At 68.7% G+C, this 18,825-nt stretch carries 23 protein-coding genes; 18 read left to right on the forward strand and 5 right to left on the reverse strand.

Annotation, left to right across the window (positions count from 1 at the left end):
• The first annotated feature begins 1 nt into the window (after position 1).
• From GIY56_RS04660 to GIY56_RS04670, 3 genes are all read left to right on the forward strand, one after another.
• Positions 2–529 (forward strand): hypothetical protein, encoded by a 528-nt coding sequence (locus GIY56_RS04660; RefSeq protein ID WP_154763640.1) that lies wholly within the window; start codon positions 2–4, stop codon positions 527–529.
• On the forward strand, positions 529–972 hold the full coding sequence (locus GIY56_RS04665; RefSeq protein WP_154763641.1) for a methyltransferase family protein: 444 nt from the start codon (positions 529–531) through the stop codon (positions 970–972). The genes GIY56_RS04660 and GIY56_RS04665 overlap by 1 nt, the downstream gene beginning before the upstream one ends.
• A gap of 64 nt (positions 973–1,036) precedes the next feature.
• Positions 1,037–2,326 carry a homoserine dehydrogenase gene (locus GIY56_RS04670; RefSeq protein WP_154763642.1) on the forward strand — a complete coding sequence of 430 codons (1,290 nt, stop codon included), beginning with the start codon at positions 1,037–1,039 and terminating at the stop codon, positions 2,324–2,326.
• Positions 2,327–2,407: 81 nt separating this feature from the next.
• On the opposite strand, the gene GIY56_RS04675 is transcribed toward GIY56_RS04670, so the two are convergent.
• Positions 2,408–3,028, reverse strand: a complete 621-nt coding sequence (locus tag GIY56_RS04675) for a lytic transglycosylase domain-containing protein (protein WP_154763643.1) — start codon at positions 3,026–3,028, stop codon at positions 2,408–2,410.
• A 171-nt stretch (positions 3,029–3,199) separates the two neighbouring features.
• Here GIY56_RS04675 and ssb point away from each other — a divergent pair, with 171 nt between their 5' ends.
• The gene (ssb, locus tag GIY56_RS04680) at positions 3,200–3,694 is read left to right on the forward strand and encodes a single-stranded DNA-binding protein (protein WP_154763644.1); all 495 of its coding nucleotides are present in this window, start codon (positions 3,200–3,202) and stop codon (positions 3,692–3,694) included.
• 18 nt (positions 3,695–3,712) lie between these two features.
• Here ssb and aroB read toward each other — a convergent pair whose 3' ends face one another.
• Entirely contained in the window at positions 3,713–4,828 is a 1,116-nt protein-coding gene (gene aroB / locus GIY56_RS04685; protein WP_154763645.1) for a 3-dehydroquinate synthase, read from the reverse strand.
• Entirely contained in the window at positions 4,825–5,376 is a 552-nt protein-coding gene (locus GIY56_RS04690) for a shikimate kinase (RefSeq protein ID WP_154763646.1), read from the reverse strand. The genes aroB and GIY56_RS04690 overlap by 4 nt, the downstream gene beginning before the upstream one ends.
• Positions 5,377–5,502: 126 nt before the next feature.
• Between GIY56_RS04690 and GIY56_RS04695 the strand changes: the two genes are divergently transcribed.
• The 6 genes from GIY56_RS04695 to GIY56_RS04720 all read left to right on the forward strand — a co-directional run bounded on the left by GIY56_RS04695 (position 5,503) and on the right by GIY56_RS04720 (position 10,959).
• Positions 5,503–5,670, forward strand: a complete 168-nt coding sequence (locus tag GIY56_RS04695) for a hypothetical protein (protein ID WP_154763647.1) — start codon at positions 5,503–5,505, stop codon at positions 5,668–5,670.
• On the forward strand, positions 5,667–7,136 hold the full coding sequence (locus tag GIY56_RS04700) for a hypothetical protein (protein WP_328288442.1): 1,470 nt from the start codon (positions 5,667–5,669) through the stop codon (positions 7,134–7,136). Before GIY56_RS04695 ends, GIY56_RS04700 begins: the two co-directional genes overlap by 4 nt.
• Positions 7,133–8,074 (forward strand): tyrosine recombinase, encoded by a 942-nt coding sequence (locus GIY56_RS04705; protein WP_154763648.1) that lies wholly within the window; start codon positions 7,133–7,135, stop codon positions 8,072–8,074. The genes GIY56_RS04700 and GIY56_RS04705 overlap by 4 nt, the downstream gene beginning before the upstream one ends.
• Positions 8,075–8,077: 3 nt before the next feature.
• Positions 8,078–8,959 (forward strand): DMT family transporter, encoded by an 882-nt coding sequence (locus GIY56_RS04710; protein ID WP_154763649.1) that lies wholly within the window; start codon positions 8,078–8,080, stop codon positions 8,957–8,959.
• Positions 8,956–9,828: a lysophospholipid acyltransferase family protein gene (locus tag GIY56_RS04715; protein ID WP_154763650.1), complete on the forward strand. Its 873-nt coding sequence runs from the start codon at positions 8,956–8,958 to the stop codon at positions 9,826–9,828. Before GIY56_RS04710 ends, GIY56_RS04715 begins: the two co-directional genes overlap by 4 nt.
• A gap of 111 nt (positions 9,829–9,939) precedes the next feature.
• Entirely contained in the window at positions 9,940–10,959 is a 1,020-nt protein-coding gene (locus GIY56_RS04720; protein ID WP_154763651.1) for an LLM class flavin-dependent oxidoreductase, read from the forward strand.
• Here GIY56_RS04720 and GIY56_RS04725 read toward each other — a convergent pair.
• Complete coding sequence (locus GIY56_RS04725; RefSeq protein WP_154763652.1) at positions 10,956–11,312, reverse strand: YigZ family protein; 357 nt, start codon at positions 11,310–11,312, stop codon at positions 10,956–10,958. The two genes, GIY56_RS04720 and GIY56_RS04725, sit on opposite strands and share 4 nt — an antisense overlap.
• A gap of 10 nt (positions 11,313–11,322) precedes the next feature.
• Positions 11,323–11,784, reverse strand: a complete 462-nt coding sequence (locus tag GIY56_RS04730) for a Fur family transcriptional regulator (protein ID WP_154763653.1) — start codon at positions 11,782–11,784, stop codon at positions 11,323–11,325.
• Positions 11,785–11,897: 113 nt separating this feature from the next.
• On the opposite strand from GIY56_RS04730, the gene GIY56_RS04735 reads away from it, so the two are divergent.
• The 8 genes from GIY56_RS04735 to GIY56_RS04765 all read left to right on the forward strand — a co-directional run bounded on the left by GIY56_RS04735 (position 11,898) and on the right by GIY56_RS04765 (position 18,818).
• On the forward strand, positions 11,898–12,770 hold the full coding sequence (locus tag GIY56_RS04735) for a metal ABC transporter substrate-binding protein (RefSeq protein WP_154763654.1): 873 nt from the start codon (positions 11,898–11,900) through the stop codon (positions 12,768–12,770).
• The gene (locus GIY56_RS04740) at positions 12,767–13,612 is read left to right on the forward strand and encodes a manganese/iron ABC transporter ATP-binding protein (protein ID WP_154763655.1); all 846 of its coding nucleotides are present in this window, start codon (positions 12,767–12,769) and stop codon (positions 13,610–13,612) included. The genes GIY56_RS04735 and GIY56_RS04740 overlap by 4 nt, the downstream gene beginning before the upstream one ends.
• 70 nt (positions 13,613–13,682) lie before the next feature.
• Positions 13,683–14,534, forward strand: coding sequence for a metal ABC transporter permease (locus GIY56_RS04745; protein ID WP_196053547.1), 852 nt, complete (start codon positions 13,683–13,685; stop codon positions 14,532–14,534).
• Complete coding sequence (locus GIY56_RS04750; RefSeq protein ID WP_154763656.1) at positions 14,531–15,358, forward strand: metal ABC transporter permease; 828 nt, start codon at positions 14,531–14,533, stop codon at positions 15,356–15,358. Before GIY56_RS04745 ends, GIY56_RS04750 begins: the two co-directional genes overlap by 4 nt.
• A gap of 10 nt (positions 15,359–15,368) precedes the next feature.
• The gene (locus tag GIY56_RS04755) at positions 15,369–16,682 is read left to right on the forward strand and encodes a GH1 family beta-glucosidase (RefSeq protein ID WP_154763657.1); all 1,314 of its coding nucleotides are present in this window, start codon (positions 15,369–15,371) and stop codon (positions 16,680–16,682) included.
• A gap of 67 nt (positions 16,683–16,749) precedes the next feature.
• Positions 16,750–16,914, forward strand: coding sequence for a hypothetical protein (locus GIY56_RS18345; protein WP_196053548.1), 165 nt, complete (start codon positions 16,750–16,752; stop codon positions 16,912–16,914).
• Entirely contained in the window at positions 16,914–18,095 is a 1,182-nt protein-coding gene (locus tag GIY56_RS04760; RefSeq protein WP_154763658.1) for a vWA domain-containing protein, read from the forward strand. Before GIY56_RS18345 ends, GIY56_RS04760 begins: the two co-directional genes overlap by 1 nt.
• Before the next feature lie 39 nt (positions 18,096–18,134).
• Positions 18,135–18,818 (forward strand): M48 family metallopeptidase, encoded by a 684-nt coding sequence (locus tag GIY56_RS04765; RefSeq protein WP_154763659.1) that lies wholly within the window; start codon positions 18,135–18,137, stop codon positions 18,816–18,818.
• The last annotated feature ends 7 nt before the right edge of the window (positions 18,819–18,825 follow it).

Below are 18,825 nucleotides of genomic sequence, written 5' to 3' on the forward strand. Positions count from 1 at the left end.
CATGAGCCGCCGCCCTGCCCCTGCCCCCGTCCGCCTGCCCGACGACATGGCCGCGGCCATCGGCCATGCGGTATCGGGTTTCGGTTTCCTGGAGGAGGCCCTGAAGCGGGCGATCTTTTCGCTGACCCGAAAGGAACTGGACGCGGACGCCGACGACGAGGCCTGGCAACGCTGGCTGCGCCGGATGGAGGATATTGCCGACGACACGCTCGGCACGCTGATCGACAGCCTCATCGCGGCCATGAAGGATGCGGCCATCACCGATCACCCGCTGCTGGCCCGGGATCTGCGCGCCCTCCGCCTGGACCGCAACCTGCTGTGCCATGCCTCCTGGCGGCCCGGCACCAGGCCCGACCATTGGCATCCGACCTTTGTCAACACCCGGGGCGAACGCTATCCCGACGAGATGGACGCGCCCGCCGTCCTGGCCATCCATGCCAAGACCCTGAGGGCCGCGCGCGAGGTCGTGTCGATCATGCGGGCCACCGGCATCGACGGGGAATGGGCGGGCGACGGGGGGCAGGCCTGATGCGGGTGACGGCGGATTATCCCCCCGTCTGGCTTGCCGGTTTCGTTCTGGCGGGCTGGCTTGCGGGGCGGCTGGCGCCGCATGGTCCCGGCTGGCTGGCAGGCTGGGGCTTGCCCCTGGTCCTGCTGGGGCTGGTGGTGATGCTTTGGGCCGGCGCGATGCTGGTCCGGGGGCGGACCACCGTGGACCCTTACGGTCAGCCGCGCCATCTTGTCACCACGGGGCCGTTCCGGCTGTCGCGCAATCCGATCTATCTGGCCGATGCGCTGATCCTGGCGGGGCTTTGCCTGGCTTTCCGCGCGCCCCTTGCCGCCCCGCCGCTGGTCGCGGGCTTCGTCGCGGTCATCTCGGCCCGCTTCATCCGGGCCGAGGAAGACCGGCTGGCCCGCGCCTTTCCCGAGGCCTTCGCGGCATACCGGCAACGCACGCACCCCTGGCTGTGACCGCGGCGTTGCATGACGGCGCGGCCCGCGCTAACAGCAGGCGACCTTAGGACAAGAGGCCTTCATGTCGTCCCCACTCCGCCTGGGCATCGCCGGGCTTGGCACCGTCGGGATCGGTGTCGTCAAGATCGTCCAGAAACACGCCGATCTGCTGGCGCGCCGCACCGGCCGCCCCGTGTCGATCACCGCCATCTGCGCGCGCGACAGGCTGAAGAACCGCGACGCCGACCTGTCGTCCTATCGCTGGGAAGACGACCCCTTGGCCGTGGCGACCGCTGATGACGTGGATGTCTTCGTGGAACTGGTGGGCGGCGACACGGGCATCGCCAGGGACAGCATCGAGGCCGCCTTGAGGTCGGGCAAGGACGTAGTGACCGCGAACAAGGCGCTGCTGGCCGTCCACGGGCAGGCGCTGGCCGAACTGGCCGAAGGACTGGGCCGCACCCTGCGGTTCGAGGCGGCGGTGGCGGGCGGCATCCCCGTCATCAAGGCCATGACGGAGTCGCTGGCCGGAAACGAGATCCGCCGCGTCATGGGCGTAATGAACGGCACCTGCAATTACATCCTGACCCGGATGGACAGCGCGGGCCTGCCCTATGACGCCGTGTTCGAGGAGGCGCGGCAGCTGGGATACCTGGAGGCCGATCCGACGCTGGACGTGGGGGGCATCGACGCGGGGCACAAGCTGGCGATCCTGTCGGCCATCGCCTTCGGCACGCAGGTCAATTTCGACGCGGTCGAGATCGAGGGGATCGAGCGCGTCAGCATCGACGACATCCGCCGCGCCGCCGACATGGGATACCGCATCAAGCTGCTGGGCGTGGCGCAGATGACGCCACGGGGCCTGGAACAGCGCATGTCGCCCTGCCTGGTGCCTGCCGACAGCCCCCTGGGGCAGTTGATGGGCGGCACGAACATGGTCGTGGTCGAAGGCGACAGTGTGGGCCAGATCGTCCTGCGCGGCGCGGGCGCGGGCGAAGGCCCGACGGCCAGCGCGGTGCTGTCGGACATCGTGGAGATCGCGCGGGGCGTGCGCCTGCCGGTCTTCGGCCAGCCTGCCGCGACGCTGAAGGCGGCACAGCCCGCGCGCACCGCGGTTCCGGCGGCCTATTACATCCGGCTGGAATTGCAGGACAAGCCGGGCGCGCTGGCCAAGGTCGCGACGGTATTGGGCGATGCGGGCATTTCCATCGACCGGATGCGGCAATACGGGCACAAGGACTCTGCCAGCGTGCCGGTGCTGGTGGTCACGCACAAGACCACGCCCGAGGCCATCGACTTCGCCATCGAAGCCCTGCCCCGCACCGGCGTTCTGGTCAGCGAGCCGGTGGAATTGCGCATCGAGGAAGTGTGACGAAGAAGGGGGCGCTCGCGCGCCCTCTTGCGCCCCAGGGGCGCAACTCACCCACGAGGATATTTGCGCAAAGAAGCCGCCTCAGCTTCCCGCGATGATCCGCACATAGTTGCGGGTTTCGCGATAGGGCGGGATGCCGTTGTATTTCTGCACGGCCCCCGGACCGGCGTTATAAGCGGCAAGCGCCAGATGCCAGTTGCCGAACTGGTTGTACATCATCCGCAGGTAGCGTGCCCCGCCCTGCAGGTTCTGGGCGGGATCATGCGGGTTCACCCCCAGCTTGGCCGCCGTGCCGGGCATCAGCTGCGCCAGGCCCGTCGCCCCCTTGTGCGACCGGGCGCGCGGGTTCCAGCCCGATTCCTGCTGGACCAGGCGCAGGAACAAATCCTCGGGGATGCCGTGCTGGCGGGCGGCCTGGCGGGCCAGCGGGATGAAGTCGCTGCGCTTGCCGCGATAGGCGGGGATGTTGGCCGACAGCTGGATTTCGACCGAGCTGCTGCCGCGCCCGTTCGGCTGAAGCCGCGCCGATTGCTGGTATTGCCCTGCCAGCCGCGAATCCATCAGCCGGGTCTGGCGGGCGAACTGTTCGGCCCTCGATTTCGACGAACTGCCCGAAAGGCGCAACCCCTCGGCCCCGGCAGGCAGTGCAAGGCCTGCGACCAGCATCGCGCACAGACCCGCCTTGATGGTTGGGAAAAGCATCGTCCCGTCCCTCGTTGTTGTGGGTTTTGCGGGGACTATACAGAAATCCTTTCGCATCGCCAGCATGGCTTTTGGGCTAGTCGGATACCCTTCGGCAATTAAGCGCGCATTTGCATCAGCCATGGCGCTGCGCTAGACCGTCACCAAGAACACATATCAAGGAACCCGCTCATGGCAGGCAGCGTCAACAAGGTCATCCTGATCGGCAATCTGGGCGCCGATCCCGAAATCCGCACCTTCCAGAACGGCGGCAAGATCGCGAACCTGCGCATCGCCACGTCCGAGTCCTGGAAGGACCGCAACACGGGCGAGCGCAAGGAACGGACCGAATGGCATTCCGTCGTCATTCATTCCGAACCCCTGATCCGCGTGGCCGAGCAGTACCTGAAGAAGGGCAGCAAGATCTATGTCGAGGGGCAACTGGAAACCCGCAAATGGCAGGACCAGTCGGGCGCCGACCGCTATTCGACCGAGGTGGCGTTGCGCCCGTTCCGCAGCGAGTTGACGATGCTGGACGGCCGGAGCGGTCCGGGCGGCGGCGGCCGGGACCAGGGCGGATCCGGCGGCTATGACGAATACGACCGGGGCGGCTCGTCGTCGGGCGGCGGCGGCAGCCAGGGCGGCGGCAGCAGCCGCAGCGACTACGACGACGAAATCCCGTTCTGATCTGGCTGGCGGGGCGCCTTAGCGGGCGTCCCGCAGCACATCGGCCAGCAGGCCCGGCTGCACGTCGTCGCTGACGAAAGCCTCGCCGATGCCGCGCGCCAGGACAAAGCGCAGGCGGCCGTCCACCACCTTCTTGTCCTGCCCCATCAGCGCGATCAACGCCGCGTCGTCGGGCAGATCGCCCGGAATGTCGCGGATCGCGGCGGGCATCCCCATCTGCCGCAGATGGTCCAGCACGCGCGAGGGCGCCTCCTGGCTGCACAGGCCCATGCGGGCGGACAGGTCGAAGGCCAGGGCGCAGCCGATCGCCACGCCTTCGCCATGCAGCAGGCGCGCGGAATAGCCGGTGGCCGATTCCAGCGCGTGGCCGAAGGTATGGCCCAGGTTCAGCAGCGCGCGTTCCCCCTGTTCTGTCTCGTCCCGCGTGACGATCCCGGCCTTCATCGCGACGGAATGGGCCACGGCGTGCTGGCGGAGCGCCATGTCGTCGCGCAACTTCGGGGCGTTTACCTCCAGCCATTCGAAGAAATCGGCATCGCCAAGCAGCCCGTATTTCGCGACCTCGCCATAGCCCGCCAGGAAGTCGCGCGGGGTCAGCGTGTCCAGCACGGCGATGTCGGCCAGCACCAGGGACGGCTGGTGGAACGCGCCGATCAGGTTCTTGCCATGGCGGCTGTTGATGCCGGTCTTGCCGCCGACGCTGCTGTCCACCTGCGCCAGCAACGTCGTGGGGATCTGCACGAAGCGCACGCCCCGGCGCATGATGGCCGCGGCGAAGCCCACCAGATCGCCGATCACGCCGCCGCCGAAGGCCACCACGATGTCGCGCCGCTCGACCCGCTGGTCCAGCAGCCATTCGACGGTCGCGGTCAGGTGGGGCCAGCTTTTCGTGGACTCGCCGGGGGGCAGGACCAGGGCCTCGGACACGATGCCCTGCACCGTCAGCGCCGCTTGCAGCCGCTTCAGATGCAGCCCCGCCACGGTTTCATCCGTGACGATGGCCACGCGCGGGCGCCGCAGCAGGGGCGCGATTTCCCCGCCCGCGCGGTCGATCAGCCCCGGCCCGATGCGCACGTCATAGGCGCGATCGCCCAGGGGGACATGAACGGTGACGGGGTCGGGATGATGGGTCATGGCGTCTCGATCACAAGGTGGGGGTCGGCGGCGCGGATGGCCTCCAGCAGGCGGGTCGTGGCGGCATCGACGCTGTCGCCGGGGCGGGCGGGAAAGGTCAGTTCGGCCAAGGCGTAGGTCGGGTCGCGTTCGGCCAGCAGGCGGGCCAGCGTGCCCCGGGGGTCGGCGGTCTTCAGCAAGGGCCGCGTGCTGCGCTGGCGCACCCGGTGCCACAGCGTGTCCAGGTCGCAGGACAGCCAGACCGACAGGCCCGCCGCCTTGATGGCCGCGCGGTTGCGGTCCTGCATCCAGGCGCCCCCGCCGGTCGAAATCACGCGCGGCGATTCCCGCAGGATGCGCGCGATCACCTGCGCCTCGCGGTCGCGAAAGAACGCCTCGCCGTCACGGGCGAAGATCTCGGATATGGACATGGCCGCCGCCGTCTCGATCTCGACATCCGAATCGGTGAAGGGCACATGCAGCCGCCGGGCCAGTTCCGACCCGAGCGCGGTCTTGCCGGCCCCCATCATCCCGACCAGCACGATATGGCGCCTCAGGCGCTGGCGCATGTCATCCCCCCGTTTCCTGGGCCGACTGAATGGCGTGATCTTTCGGAAAATGCCATATACATTCCGGCCGAACCGGCGGAAGACCGGTCCGAGACACGAAAACAACGATGAACGAGGCGAAATCCGATGCGGCTGCTCAAGGTTCTGGTGGTGCTGATTCTGGCGGCGGTGATCGGCCTGGCCGGCTACGCCTATTTCGGCGACATGCAGCCGGTCCGGTCCGAGGTGCGCAGCCCTGTCAGCGGCGCCCCTGCCCCGGCGGCGGCCACGGAAGACGGGACCGGGACCGAGTGACGGGTTCCCTCTCCCGCCTGCTGCCCTTGGCCCTTGCGCTTGGCCTGGGCTGTCCCGCTTCGGCCGAGCCACCGCTGTCGGCCAGCGACTGGCTGTCGGGCAGCGTGCGCGGGCCGGACCGCGAAAGTTCGGCCTGGCGGCCGGGCGACAAGCCGCCCCCCGGCCTGCCCGGCGCGTCCGGTCCCAAGCCGGTGGCCGCGACGGGCGAGGTGGGATCGGTCCAGGTCACACGTCTGGGCAACGGCAATCCCGATGCGGCGGGCCTGATGACGGCGCGCAAGGCGGGCCTTCCGGCGAACCTGTGGGAAGGCAGCGGCCCTGCCGCGCTGGCCGACCTGATCCTGCGCACGCCTGCGCGCCTGCCCGCGATGAACGCCCTGCTGGACCGCATCCTTGTCACGCAACTGATCCCGCCCCCTGCCGAACCCGGCGCGCCGCAGGGCACGCTGTTCCTGGCCCGCGCCGACCGGCTGCTGGATGCGGGGGCGCTGGACCGGGCGCAGGCGCTGCTGATCGCCGCCGGTCCCAGCGATCCCGAAATCTTCCGGCGCCTGTTCGACATCTCGCTGCTGAAGGGGGACGAGGGGCGGGCCTGCGACATCATGAACACCACCCCCGGCATCGCCCCCAGCTTTGCCGCACGGATCTTCTGCCTGGCGCAGACCGGTGATTGGGCCGCCGCCGCGATCAGCCTGCACGGGGCCGAAATCCTGGGCCTGCTGGACGACCGGCAGGCGGTGCTGCTGACGCATTTCCTGGACGATGCCTATGTGGACAGCGACCAGATGCTGCCCCCGTCCGACCGCATGACCCCCCTGGATTTCCGCATCCACGAGGCGATCGGCCAGCCCTTGCCCACATCGTCCCTGCCCATCGCCTTCGCCCATTCCGACCTGCGCCCCAACAACGGCTGGAAGGCCCGGCTGGAGGCGGCGGAACGGCTGGCCCGCGCCGGTGCCATCGCGCCCGCCACCCTGCGCGCGCTTTACAGCGAACAGAAGCCCGCGGCATCGGGCGGGGTGTGGGAACGCGCGGGCGCCATGCGCACGCTGGAGGCCGCGCTGGCCGGCGGCGACCCCTCGCCCGCGCTGCCCCGGGCCTTTGACGAGTTCCGCAAGGCGGGCATGGCCGACGTGCTGGCCGCCATGATCGCCGCCGACCTGCCCGAGGGGGGCGAGGGTCCGTCGGCCGAGATCGCGACCAGGCTGCGCCAATGGCAGGGCCTGCCGACCCCGGTGCCGCTGGTCCTGGACGCAGGCCTGAAGGCCGATCCCGTCGTGGCCCCCGCCACCCATCAGGGCGAGGCGCTGCTGAACGCCATGGCCGACATCGACGCGGGCCTGGACGGTGACCTGCCCCGCGCGGGCCGGGGCCTTGCCACCCTGCGCGCCCTTGGCCTGACGGCCGAGGCCGATGGGGCGGCGGCGCAACTGTCGCTGCTGCCGGTGATGCGGCAAGACCCATGATCGCCGATCATCGCGCCATATCGGCCTTTCTGGACGCCAAGGCCGCCGAATCGGGATCCGCCCGCAACACGGTCCTGGCCTATGGGCGCGACCTGCGCGACCTGTCGGACTGGCTGGCCGGGCGCGGGCTGGCGATGGCCGACCTGACCCGCGAACGGGTCGAGGATTACCTGGCCCATTGCGACGCCCAAGGCCTGTCGCGGGCGACGCGGGCGCGGCGGTTGTCGTCCATCCGGCAGTTCACGCGTTTCGCGCTGGAGGAAGGCTGGCGCGACGACGACCCCGCCATCCGCATCAGCGGGCCGGGCCGCGCCAGGCGCCTGCCCAAGATCCTGGACCGCTCCGAGATCGAGGCCCTGCTGGCCGCCGCCCCGCTTGTCGGCCGGTCCGACGCCGAGCGGGCGCGAAACCTGTGCCTGATCGAACTGCTCTACGCCACCGGGATGCGCGTCAGCGAGCTGGTCGCCCTGCCTGCCGCCACCTGCCGGGGCGATCCGCGCGTGCTGCTGATCCGCGGCAAGGGCGACAAGGAACGCATGGTGCCGCTGACCCCGCCGGCCCGGCGCGCGCTGGCGGCCTGGCTGGCGATCCGCGACGATGCGCCCAAGGACAGCGCGCTTGGCCGCCTGGTCGCCGGCAAGGGCGCGCGGTGGCTGTTTCCCGCCCCCGGCGTGGCGGGCCACATGCCGCGCCAGAGCTTCGGACGGCTTCTGAACGACATGGCGGTGGCGGCGGGCGTGTCGCCGTCGCGCGTGACGCCGCATGTCATCCGCCACGCATTCGCCACGCACCTGCTGGAAGGCGGCGCCGACCTGCGATCCATCCAGACCCTGCTGGGCCATGCCGACCTGGGCACGACCGAGATCTATACCCATGTCCTGGACAGCCGGATGCGCGACCTGGTCCTGACCCATCACCCTCTGGCGAAGAAAGCCTGAAGGATGCCGGACCTGCGCCATCCCGCGAACGCCCGGACGGCGGGGATCCTGCTGATGCTGGCCGCGATCCTGGGCTTCACCATGATGGACGCGACGGCGAAACACCTGACCCAGACCTATCACCCCGCCCAGGTCGTCTGGGCGCGCTTTGTCGGCAACCTGCTGATCTTCGCCGTCCTCTTTCGCGCCGCGATGTTTCCGCTGCTGCGCACCCGCCGTCCCGGCCTGCAATGCGCCCGCGCGCTGATGCAGCTTGGATCGGTCGGGCTGTTCTTTTCCTCGCTCCAGGTGATCGGGCTGGCCGAGGCGACGGCGATCATGGACCTGAACCCGGTCCTGATCACCCTGGGCGCCGCGCTGTTCCTGGGCGAAAAGATCGGTCCCCGGCGGCTGGCGGGCATCGGCGCCGCGCTGGTCGGCGCGCTGATCATCATCCGCCCCGGCGTGGGCGTCTTCCAGCCCGCAGCCCTGCTGCCGCTGGCCGGGGCCTTCACCTATGCGGCAGGCGCGCTGCTGACGCGGATGGCACGCACGGATTCGGTCGCCACGTCCGTCATGTGGTCGGCGGTGGTGGGCAGCGCGCTGACATCGCTGGCGGTGCCTTTCGTCTGGCAGCCCATCGCCCCATCCGACCTGTGGGCCTTCGCGCTGCTGGGGGTCTTCGGCACGGCCAGCCAATACCTACTGGTCCGCGCCTTTGCCACGGCCGAGGCCGGGGTTCTGGCGCCTTTCGGCTATACCGGTCTGGTCTGGGCGGGGCTGTGGGGCTGGCTGCTGTTCGGCCAGCTTCCCGATCTCTGGACGGTCGCGGGGGCCACGCTTATCGTGGTGGCGGGCCTGTATGTCTGGTCCCGAGAAGCCCGCGCGGCGCGAAAGACCCCATGAGCCAGCCTGATACCCCACCCCTGCCAGACCGGATCGCCAATGCCGCCTTTCTGTCGGTGATCGGCCTTGCCCGGCTGCTGCCCTATGAAAGGCGCATTCCTGCGGTAGGCTGGTTCTTCGCGCATGTCCTCGGCCCCCTGGCGGGCTGGCGCGGTCGGATCCGCGAGAACCTGGCGCTCGCCCGCCCCGACCTGAGCGCCGACGAGGTCAAGGCCCTGACCCGCGCCGTCCCGGACAACGCCGGCCGCTCCGTGGCCGAGATCTATTCGGGCGAGGAATTCACCGCCCGCATCCGCGACGCCGACCCGCTGGAAGGTCCCGGCCTGCCCGCGCTGGAAGCCGCCTTCGACGCGCATCGCCCCGTCATCATCGCCTGCGCGCATTTCGGCAACTACGACGCCATGCGCACGGCCCTGGCAGGGCGCGGCTGGCCCGTGGGCGCCCTTTATCGCCCGATGAACAACGAGGCGTTCAACCGCCACTACATCCCCGCCATCCATGCCATCGCGGAACCCCTGTTCCCGCGCGGGCGGTCGGGTCTTGCGTCCATGCTGCGGTTCCTCAAGGGCGGCGGCTGGCTGGCGCTTGGCTTTGATCAATACGACCGGCACGCCCCGGAACTGCGCTTCTTCGACCTGCCCAGCCGAACGGTGCTGACGCCCGCCGAACTGGCGCTGCGATACGACGCGCTGCTGGTGCCGGTCCACGGCATCCGCTGCCCCGACGGTCTGCGCTTCCGCGTCCATGTGGGCCAGCCCGTCGAACATGGTCCCCCCGCCGCCATGATGCAGGCGCTGAACGACGATCTTGAGATGCTGGTGCGGCGGCACATGGACCAGTGGTTCTGGGTCCATCGCCGCTGGAAGTAGCGCCCGGTCCGATCCTTGGCGCACAACCCCTGCGCGCCGGCGAACCTTGCGGGATGGCCGGGCCAGCCCCTACATCGGTCCCAAGGCGCATCCCGCGCACAAGGGAATGTCATGAAGAAGATCGGCTTTCTGTCCTTTGGCCACTGGTCGCCCGAACGCGGCTCGCAGGTCCGCACGGCGCAGGACGTGCTGCTGCAATCCATCGACCTGGCCGTGGCGGCCGAGGAGTTGGGCGCGGACGGCGCCTATTTCCGCGTCCATCACTTCGCCCGCCAGCTTGCATCCCCCTTTCCCCTGCTGGCCGCCGTCGGCGCGCTCACCAAGCGGATCGAGATCGGCACCGGCGTCATCGACATGCGCTATGAAAACCCGCTCTACATGGTCGAGGACGCGGGCGCGGCCGACCTGATCTCCGGCGGGCGGTTGCAGCTTGGCATCAGCCGGGGCAGCCCGGAACAGGTGGTCGATGGCTGGCGTTACTTCGGCTATCAACCCGCCGAGGGCGAGACGGATCAGGACATGGCCCGCCGCCATACCGAGGTCTTCTTGCAGCAGCTTGAAGGCCAGGGCTTCGCCCGCCCGAACCCGCGCCCGATGTTCCCGAACCCGCCGGGCCTGTTGCGCCTGGAACCCCATTCCGAAGGGTTGCGCGACCGCATCTGGTGGGGATCGGCCTCGAACGCCACCGCCGAATGGGCGGCGCGGATGGGCATGAACCTGCAAAGCTCGACCCTCAAGGTGGACGAAGGCGGAGAGCCGTTCCACGTCCAGCAGGCCCGCCAGATCCGCACCTATCGCGAGGCCTGGAAGGTCGCGGGCCACGCCCGCACCCCGCGCGTGTCCGTCAGCCGGTCGATCTTCGCCCTGGTCAGCGACATGGACCGCCGGTATTTCGGACGCGGCGGCAAGGACAGCGACCAGATCGGCAACATCGACAACTATCGCGCCGTCTTCGGCCGCAGCTATGCCGACGAACCCGACCGCCTGGTCGAGGAACTGCGCGAGGATGAAGCCATTGCCGAGGCCGATACCCTGCTGCTGACCGTGCCGAACATGCTGGGGGTGGACTACAACATCCATGTCATCGACAGCATCCTGCGCCATGTCGCCCCGGCGCTTGGCTGGCGCTAGCCCAGGCCGGTCTCGCGCAGATACAACCGCACCGCATCCGCCACATGACGGAAGCGGTCGCCGCCCAGTTGCTTGCCGCCATACCACCGCGTCACGATCACGACATGATCGTGCAGCCCCGCGCGCTCCAGCATCTGCAGGATCAGCGCGCCCGCGCCGGCCTCTCCGTCGTCGTCCTTGACCGCCTCACCCCCCAGGATCGCGGCCCAACTGTTGTGCGTGGCCTTGGCGAACCGCTTGGCGCGCTTCAACTCGGCCAGCAAGGCCGCCGCCTCGGCCCGGCTGGCCGCCGCCCCGCCCGACACCGCATAGCGCGACCCCCGGTCCGAGATGATCTTGTCGAAGACCTGCATTTGCCTTGGCTCAAATATCCCGGGGGAGTCCCGCAAGGACGGGGGCAGCGCCCCCCTGACCCCGCCGCCGCACGTACAATTCCAGCCGGTGATGCACGATCTCGTAGCCCATCTCGGCCGCGATCTCGGCCTGCAGCCGCTCGATCCGGTCGTCGGCGAACTCGACCACGGTGCCCGTGTCCACGTCGATCATGTGGTCGTGGTGGCGCTGGTCCGCGGCTTCCCACCGGGCAGGCTCGCCCTGGAATTCCAGCTTCTCGATCACGCCCTGGGTCTGCAACGTGGTCAGCGTCCGGTACACGGTGGCCAGCGACACGCCCGCCCCCGCGGCCTCGGCCCGGCGGTGCAGTTCGGCGGCGTCGGGATGATCCTCGCTGGCGGCAATGACGCGCAACAGCGCGGCCCGTTGCCGCGTCACGCGCACCCCCGCGTCGCGCAGGGCCTGTTCCAGTTGCAGGGCACGATGTTCCATGGAACCGTGATGCCTCAACCGACGTTCAGTTGCAACTAATTCTCAACTATTGACAGTTGCGAACCGCTCGCACAGAACTTGGGCATGGACAGAACGCGTTGGAATATCCGCCGATGAAACTGCCCCTTGCCTTGGCCGTGGCCCTGATCGCCCTGCCCGCCCATGCCGAACAACTGAAGGTCGCGACCACCTTCACGATCATCGCCGACATGGCCCGCAACGTGGCGGGGGATGCGGCGGTGGTCGAATCCATCACCAAGCCGGGGGCCGAGATCCACAATTACCAGCCGACCTCGGGCGACCTGATCCGCGCCTCGGACACGGACCTGATCCTGGTGAACGGGCTGAACCTGGAAAGCTGGTTCCAGCAGTTCATCGACCAACTGGGCGACGTGCCGGTCGCCGTGGTCAGCGACGGCGTGGAACCCCTGTCGATCACGGGGGGCGATTACGACGGCAAGCCCAACCCCCACGCCTGGATGGGCCTGGACAACGCGCTGATCTATGTGGACAACATCGCCGCCGCGATGGCCACGGCCGATCCCGGAAACGCCGCCGCCTATCAAGCCAACGCCGACGCCTACAAGGCGCAAATCACCGCCACCATCGCCCCCCTGCGCGACATGGCCCGCGCCCTGCCCGAGGACCGCCGCTGGCTGGTCACGTCCGAAGGGGCGTTCTCCTATCTCGCCCGCGACTTCGGGCTGCGGGAACTGTATCTGTGGCCCATCAACGCCGACGCCCAGGGCACGCCGCAGCAGGTGCGCCATGTCATCGACGTGATGCGCGACAATGGCATCGGGGTGGTGTTCTCGGAATCCACCGTGTCCGATCGCCCGGCCCGGCGCGTCGCGGCTGAAACCGATGCGACCTATGGCGGCGTGCTTTACGTGGACAGCCTGTCGGATGCCGACGGCCCGGTGCCCACCTATCTGGACCTGCTGCGCGTCACGGCGGAAACCATCGTGAACGGCCTTCGGGAATGAGCAACGGGATCCACGTCCAGAACCTGACCGTCGCCTATCGCAACGGCGTCACCGCACTGCGCGACGCCAGCTTCACCGTCCCGGAAGGTTCCGTCACCGCCCTGGTCGGCATCAACGGCGCGGGCAAATCGACGCTGTTCAAGGCGCTGATGGGCCTTCTGCCCCATGCCTCGGGCCAGGTCCGCATCATGGGCGGCACGGTGGAACAGGCGCTGGCAAAGAACCTCGTCGCCTACGTCCCCCAGGCCGAGGAGGTGGACTGGACCTTCCCCGTCCTGGTGGAAGACGTGGTGATGATGGGCCGCTACGGCCACATGGGCTTCTTCCGCCGCCCCCGGCCCATCGACCGGCAGGCGGTGGACGCGGCCCTGGCACGGGTCAACATCGCCGACTTCCGCCGCCGCCAGATCGGCGAACTGTCGGGCGGCCAGAAGAAGCGCGTCTTCCTGGCCCGCGCCATCGCGCAGGAAGCGCGGGTGATCCTGCTGGACGAACCCTTCACCGGCGTGGACGTGCAGACCGAACAGGCGATCATCGCGCTGCTCAAGGACATGCGCGACGAAGGCCGGGTGATGCTGGTCTCGACCCACGACCTCGGCTCGGTCCCCGAATATTGCGACCGCGTGGTGATGGTGAAAGGCACGGTGCTGGCCCATGGCCCGACCGAGACGACCTTCACCCCCGAAAACCTGCGCCACGCCTTCGGCGGCGTGCTGCGCCATTTCGTCCTGGGCGGCGCCGCGCTTCACGACGATGCGGACCAGCGCGCCGTGGATGTCTTCACCGACGACGAACGCCCCCTGGTCTTTTACGACCAGCGCCCCCGCAGGAAGGACGAATGACAGCCCATTCACCTTTGCCCAAATATCCCACGGGGGTGCGGGGGTGTGAAACCCCCGCCTGCGACGCCTGATGCTGGACACCCTGCTGATCCCCTTCACCTATGGCTACATGACAAACGCCATCTGGGTTTCGGCCCTGGTCGGCGGCGTCTGCGCCTTCCTGTCGGCCTACCTGATGCTCAAGGGGTGGAGCCTGATCGGCGATGCCCTCTCGCATTCCATCGTCCCGGGGGTCGCCGGCGCCTACATGCTGGGCCTGCCCTTCGCGCTTGGCGCCTTCCTGTCGGGGGGCCTGGCCGCGCTGACGATGCTGTTCCTGAACAGCCGCACGGGGCTGAAGGAGGACGCGATCATTGGCCTGATCTTCACCGGCTTCTTCGGGATCGGGCTGTTCATGATCTCGCTGAACCCGGTATCGGTCGATCTGCAGGCAATCACCATGGGCAACATCCTGGCGATCTCTCCCGCCGACACGGTCCAGCTGGCGATCATCGGGGGGGTGTCGCTGGTGATCCTGCTGGCGAAATGGCGCGACCTGATGGTGGTGTTCTTCGACGAAAGCCACGCGCGCACCATCGGCCTGCATCCTGGACGGCTGAAGGTGCTGTTCTTCACGCTTTTGGCCGGATCGACGGTCGCGGCCATGCAGACCGTGGGCGCCTTTCTGGTCATCGCCATGGTGGTGACGCCCGGCGCCACCGCATACCTGCTGACCGACCGCTTTCCGCGCCTGATCGCGCTGTCGGTCGCCATCGGCACGCTGACCTCGGCCATCGGGGCCTATGCCAGCTTCTTCCTGGACGGCGCGACGGGCGGCATCATCGTCGTCCTGCAAACGCTGATCTTCCTGGCGGCCTTCGTCTTCGCGCCGACCCACGGCATCCTTGCCAGCCGCCGCCGCGTCCGAAGGGCCACCGAATGACCTGGCTGACCGCCCCCTTCGCCTTTCCCTTCATGGTCGAGGCCATGCTGATCACCGCCATCGTCAGCATCCCCGCAGCCCTGCTCAGCTGCTTTCTGGTGCTGAGGGGATGGGCGCTGATGGGCGACGGCATCAGCCATGCGGTGCTGCCGGGGATCGTGCTGGCCTATCTGGCCGGGATCCCGCTGCTGATCGGCGCCTTCGTCGCGGGCATGATCTGTGCCCTGTCGGCGGGCTGGCTGGACGCCAACAGCCGCGTCAAGCCGGACACGACGCTGGGGGTGGTCATGTCGGGCATGTTCGGCCTGGGGATCGTGATCTATACGCAGTTCCCGACCGACGTGCATCTGGACCACATCCTGTTCGGCAACATCTTGGGCATCGGGCGCGACGACTTCATCTCGGCCGGGTCGATCTCGGCCGTGGTCAGCTCGGTGCTGATCCTGAAGTGGCGGGACTTCGCGCTTTTGGTCTTCGACCCGGTGCAGGCGCGGGTGGCGGGCCTGGCCATCGGCTGGCTGCACTACGGGATGCTGGCGATGATCTCGGCCGTTGTCGTCGCCATGCTGTCGGCGGTGGGGATCATCCTGTCGGTGGCGCTGCTGATCGCGCCGGGGGCCATCGCCTTCCTGCTGACCCGGCGGTTGCAGGCGATGCTGGTCCTGTCGGTCGTGATCGCGGTCGCCTCCAGCCTGGCGGGCATCTGGATCAGCTTCTGGCTGGACAGCGCCCCCGCGCCGACCATTGTTGTGGTGATGACCGCGCTGTTCGCGCTGGTGTTCTTCTGGCGGCAACTGACCCACCGCCGCACCGCTGCCACGTAAGGAGGATGCGATGCTGCCCGACCGTTCCACCTTCCCGCCGGACTTTACCTTCGGCGTCGCCACCTCGGCTTATCAGATCGAGGGATCGAGGCACGGCGGCGCGGGCCTGTCGCATTGGGATACCTTCGCGGCCACGCCGGGGAACATCGCGGATGGCAGCAACGGCAGCTTCGCCTGCGACCATTACCACCGCTGGCCCGAGGATCTGGACCTGATCCGCGACGGGGGCTTTACGGCCTATCGCTTCTCGGCATCCTGGGCGCGGGTGATGCCGGACGGGGTGACGGTCAATCCGCAGGGTCTGGATTTCTATGACCGGCTGGTGGACGGGATGGTCGAACGCGGGCTGGCGCCGCACCTGACCTGCTATCACTGGGACCTGCCCGCCGCGCTGTCAGACCTCGGCGGCTGGCAGAACCGCGACATCGCCGCCCGCTTCGCCGATTACTGCGCGGCGATCCACGGCCGGCTGGGCGACCGCCTGGCCAGCACCGCCACGCTGAACGAACCCTGGTGCATTGCCTGGCTGTCGCATTTCCTGGGCCAGCACGCGCCGGGCCTGCGCGACATCCGCGCCGCCGCCCGCGCCATGCACCATGTCCTGCTGGCCCATGGCACGGCCATGCAGGCCTTGCGGGCGGATGGGGCGTCAAACCTTGGCATCGTGCTGAACTTCGAGACCGCGCAGCCCGCCGACGACAGCCCCGGCGCAGCCCGGGCGGCCCAGGTGCAGGACGCCATCTACAACCACTGGTTCATCCGCGCGCTCATGGGCCAGGGCTATCCGCAAGCCGCGCTCGACGGGCTGGAGCCGCATCTGCCGCAAGGCTGGCAGGCCGACATGGCCCTGATCGCGCAGCCTATCGACTGGCTGGGCGTCAACTACTACACCCGCCGCCTTTACGCGGGCGGCGCCGGCCTCTGGCCGCAGGGAGAGGCGGTGGACGGTCCCCTGCCCAAGACGCAGATGGGGTGGGAAATCCGTCCCGAAGGCCTGACCGAGTTCCTGACCCGCCTCGCCCGCGACCACGTGGGCGACCTGCCGATGGTGGTCACCGAAAACGGCATGTCCGAGGCCGCAGGCCCTGATGTCACCGACGATCCCCGCCGCGTGGCCTTCATCGGCGACCACCTGCGCGCCGCGCGGGCCGCGATGGATGGGGGCGTGAACCTGCGCGGCTTCTTCTATTGGTCGCTTCTGGACAATTTCGAATGGGGTTGGGGCTATGGCCCGCGCTTCGGGCTGGTCCATGTCGATTACGAAACGATGGCGCGGACCCCCAAGGCCAGTTGGCACGCCTTCCGCGCCATGCTGCGGGGATAGCGCCTTGGTTGCGCCCACCCCGTCCAGCCGCTATCTGGAAGCCTCAAGCAGATGCCAAGGGGCCACCATGATCGTCATCGCCGCAGCCATCATCGGCGCTGCCCTCGGCTGGCGCCGGGCCGGGCAACTGGGGGGCACCCGGCGCGACCGCGCGCAATATGCGGCATCCTTCGCCGTGGCCTTTGCCGTGCTGGGCCTGTTCGCCACCGTCATCCTGGATCGGCTGATCTGATGTTCGTCCCGTTCCTCGACAGCCTGCGCCGGCAAGGGGTTCCGGTCTCGCTGCGGGAATGGCTGGACCTGATGGCGGGGATGCAGGCGGGGGTGGCGGACTGGACCGTGGACGGCTTCTATCACCTGGCGCGCCTGGTGCTGGTCAAGGACGAACGCCACATCGACCGCTTCGACCGTGCCTTCGCCGAGGCGTTCTCGGGTCTGGAAACGATCCCCGTCGAGGCGCTCGTGACCGAACAGGCGATCCCGCGCGAGTGGCTGGAAAAGCTGGCCGAGAAGCTGCTGACGGACGCCGAAAAGGCGCAAATCCAGGGCAGCGGCAGTTTCGAGGATCTGATGCGCAAGCTGCGCGAACGCCTGGCCGAACAGCAGGGCCGCCACCAGGGCGGGTCCAAGTGGATCGGCACGGGCGGCACCTCGCCCTTTGGCGCATACGGTTACAACCCCGAAGGGGTGCGCATCGGCCAGGACGCATCCCGCCACCGCCGCGCGGTCAAGGTCTGGGACAAGCGCGAATTCCGCGACTTCGACGACGGCGTGGAACTGGGCACCCGCAACATCAAGGTCGCGCTCAAGCGCCTGCGCCACTGGGCGCGTCACGGCGCGGCGGACGAACTGGACCTGCCCGCCACCATCCGCGCCACAGCCGACCACGGCTATATCGACGTGCAGACCCGGCCCGAACGGCGCAACGCGGTCAAGGTGCTGCTGTTCCTGGACGTGGGCGGGTCGATGGACGACCACATCCGCGTCGTGGACGAGCTTTTCAGCGCCGCCCGGGCCGAGTTCAAGCACATGGCGCATTTCTATTTCCACAACTGCCTTTACGAAGGCGTGTGGACGGACAACCGCCGCCGCTGGACCGAACAGACGCCCACCTGGGACGTGCTGCACCGGTATGGGCGCGACTATAAATGCATCTTCGTGGGCGATGCGTCGATGTCGCCCTATGAAATCGCCGTGCCCGGCGGGGCCAATGAACACTGGAACCCCGAGGCGGGCGAGGTCTGGCTGAAGCGTGCGGCCGAGACCTGGCCCGATCACGTCTGGCTGAACCCGGTCCCGCAGGCGCATTGGGGCCATACCCAGTCCATCGCCATGATCGGCCAGATCTTCGAGAACCGCATGATGCCCCTGACGCTGGACGGGTTGACGCAGGCCATGCGGATCCTCGGCTGACCTCTGGCGAAGGCGCCGGGGCGGGACCATATTGGGGCCATGAAATACCTGCCGATCATCCTGCTGGTCCTGTATCTGGCCGCCGTCTGGTTCTTTTCCCTGTGGCGGCTGCGGCAGGAACTGGACCAGAAATCGACGCCGCTCAACCATCCGCGGCTGACGCCCATGCTGGAACGGCTGGGCCAGGCCATGGACCTGCCCCCGGTCCGCGCCCATGTCTATGAGGTCGATCCCGTCAACGGCCTCGCCGCCCCCGACGGGCGCATCTTCCTGACGCGCGGCTTCATCCGGAAACTCGACGCGAACGAGGTCACGCCCGAGGAACTGGCCAGCGTCATCGCGCACGAGTTGGGCCATGTGGCGCACGGGCACGCGCGGCGGCGGATGATCGACTTTGCGGGCCAGAACGCCATCCGCATGGCGCTGGCGGGCGTCCTGGGCCGCATCATCCCGGGCCTTGGCATCTGGATCGCGGGGATGATCGCGACGGCGGTCGCCGCCCGCCTGTCGCGCGACGACGAATTCGAGGCCGACCGCTTCGCCAGCGCGCTGCTGATCCGCGCGGGGCTTGGCACCGCGCCGCAAATCTCGCTGTTCCGGAAGCTCGACCGGCTGACCGGCGGACGCGCGGGCCAGGCCCCCGCCTGGCTGCTGTCCCATCCCCCCGTGGCCCGCCGCATCGCCGCCATCCAGTCGCAGGAAGCCCGCTGGCGCCAGGGCTGAATCGCCT

It is taken from the genome of Paracoccus lichenicola (assembly GCF_009708075.1).
Classification (GTDB): domain Bacteria; phylum Pseudomonadota; class Alphaproteobacteria; order Rhodobacterales; family Rhodobacteraceae; genus Paracoccus; species Paracoccus lichenicola.

Bases quoted from the DNA above. Each gene is read 5' to 3' on its own strand.
- GIY56_RS04750 (WP_154763656.1), top strand. From the start codon at position 14,531: ATGACCTGGCTGACCGCCCCCTTCGCCTTTCCCTTCATGGTCGAGGCC.
- GIY56_RS04745 (WP_196053547.1), top strand. From the start codon at position 13,683: ATGCTGGACACCCTGCTGATCCCCTTCACCTATGGCTACATGACAAAC.
- GIY56_RS04760 (WP_154763658.1), top strand. From the start codon at position 16,914: ATGTTCGTCCCGTTCCTCGACAGCCTGCGCCGGCAAGGGGTTCCGGTC.
- GIY56_RS04690 (WP_154763646.1), bottom strand. From the start codon at position 5,376: ATGCGCCAGCGCCTGAGGCGCCATATCGTGCTGGTCGGGATGATGGGG.
- GIY56_RS04725 (WP_154763652.1), bottom strand. From the start codon at position 11,312: ATGCAGGTCTTCGACAAGATCATCTCGGACCGGGGGTCGCGCTATGCG.
- GIY56_RS04705 (WP_154763648.1), top strand. From the start codon at position 7,133: ATGATCGCCGATCATCGCGCCATATCGGCCTTTCTGGACGCCAAGGCC.
- GIY56_RS04735 (WP_154763654.1), top strand. From the start codon at position 11,898: ATGAAACTGCCCCTTGCCTTGGCCGTGGCCCTGATCGCCCTGCCCGCC.
- GIY56_RS04675 (WP_154763643.1), bottom strand. From the start codon at position 3,028: ATGCTTTTCCCAACCATCAAGGCGGGTCTGTGCGCGATGCTGGTCGCA.
- aroB (WP_154763645.1), bottom strand. From the start codon at position 4,828: ATGACCCATCATCCCGACCCCGTCACCGTTCATGTCCCCCTGGGCGAT.
- GIY56_RS18345 (WP_196053548.1), top strand. From the start codon at position 16,750: ATGATCGTCATCGCCGCAGCCATCATCGGCGCTGCCCTCGGCTGGCGC.
- ssb (WP_154763644.1), top strand. From the start codon at position 3,200: ATGGCAGGCAGCGTCAACAAGGTCATCCTGATCGGCAATCTGGGCGCC.
- GIY56_RS04670 (WP_154763642.1), top strand. From the start codon at position 1,037: ATGTCGTCCCCACTCCGCCTGGGCATCGCCGGGCTTGGCACCGTCGGG.
- GIY56_RS04715 (WP_154763650.1), top strand. From the start codon at position 8,956: ATGAGCCAGCCTGATACCCCACCCCTGCCAGACCGGATCGCCAATGCC.
- GIY56_RS04665 (WP_154763641.1), top strand. From the start codon at position 529: ATGCGGGTGACGGCGGATTATCCCCCCGTCTGGCTTGCCGGTTTCGTT.
- GIY56_RS04695 (WP_154763647.1), top strand. From the start codon at position 5,503: ATGCGGCTGCTCAAGGTTCTGGTGGTGCTGATTCTGGCGGCGGTGATC.
- GIY56_RS04660 (WP_154763640.1), top strand. From the start codon at position 2: ATGAGCCGCCGCCCTGCCCCTGCCCCCGTCCGCCTGCCCGACGACATG.
- GIY56_RS04765 (WP_154763659.1), top strand. From the start codon at position 18,135: ATGAAATACCTGCCGATCATCCTGCTGGTCCTGTATCTGGCCGCCGTC.
- GIY56_RS04755 (WP_154763657.1), top strand. From the start codon at position 15,369: ATGCTGCCCGACCGTTCCACCTTCCCGCCGGACTTTACCTTCGGCGTC.
- GIY56_RS04710 (WP_154763649.1), top strand. From the start codon at position 8,078: ATGCCGGACCTGCGCCATCCCGCGAACGCCCGGACGGCGGGGATCCTG.
- GIY56_RS04730 (WP_154763653.1), bottom strand. From the start codon at position 11,784: ATGGAACATCGTGCCCTGCAACTGGAACAGGCCCTGCGCGACGCGGGG.
- GIY56_RS04740 (WP_154763655.1), top strand. From the start codon at position 12,767: ATGAGCAACGGGATCCACGTCCAGAACCTGACCGTCGCCTATCGCAAC.
- GIY56_RS04720 (WP_154763651.1), top strand. From the start codon at position 9,940: ATGAAGAAGATCGGCTTTCTGTCCTTTGGCCACTGGTCGCCCGAACGC.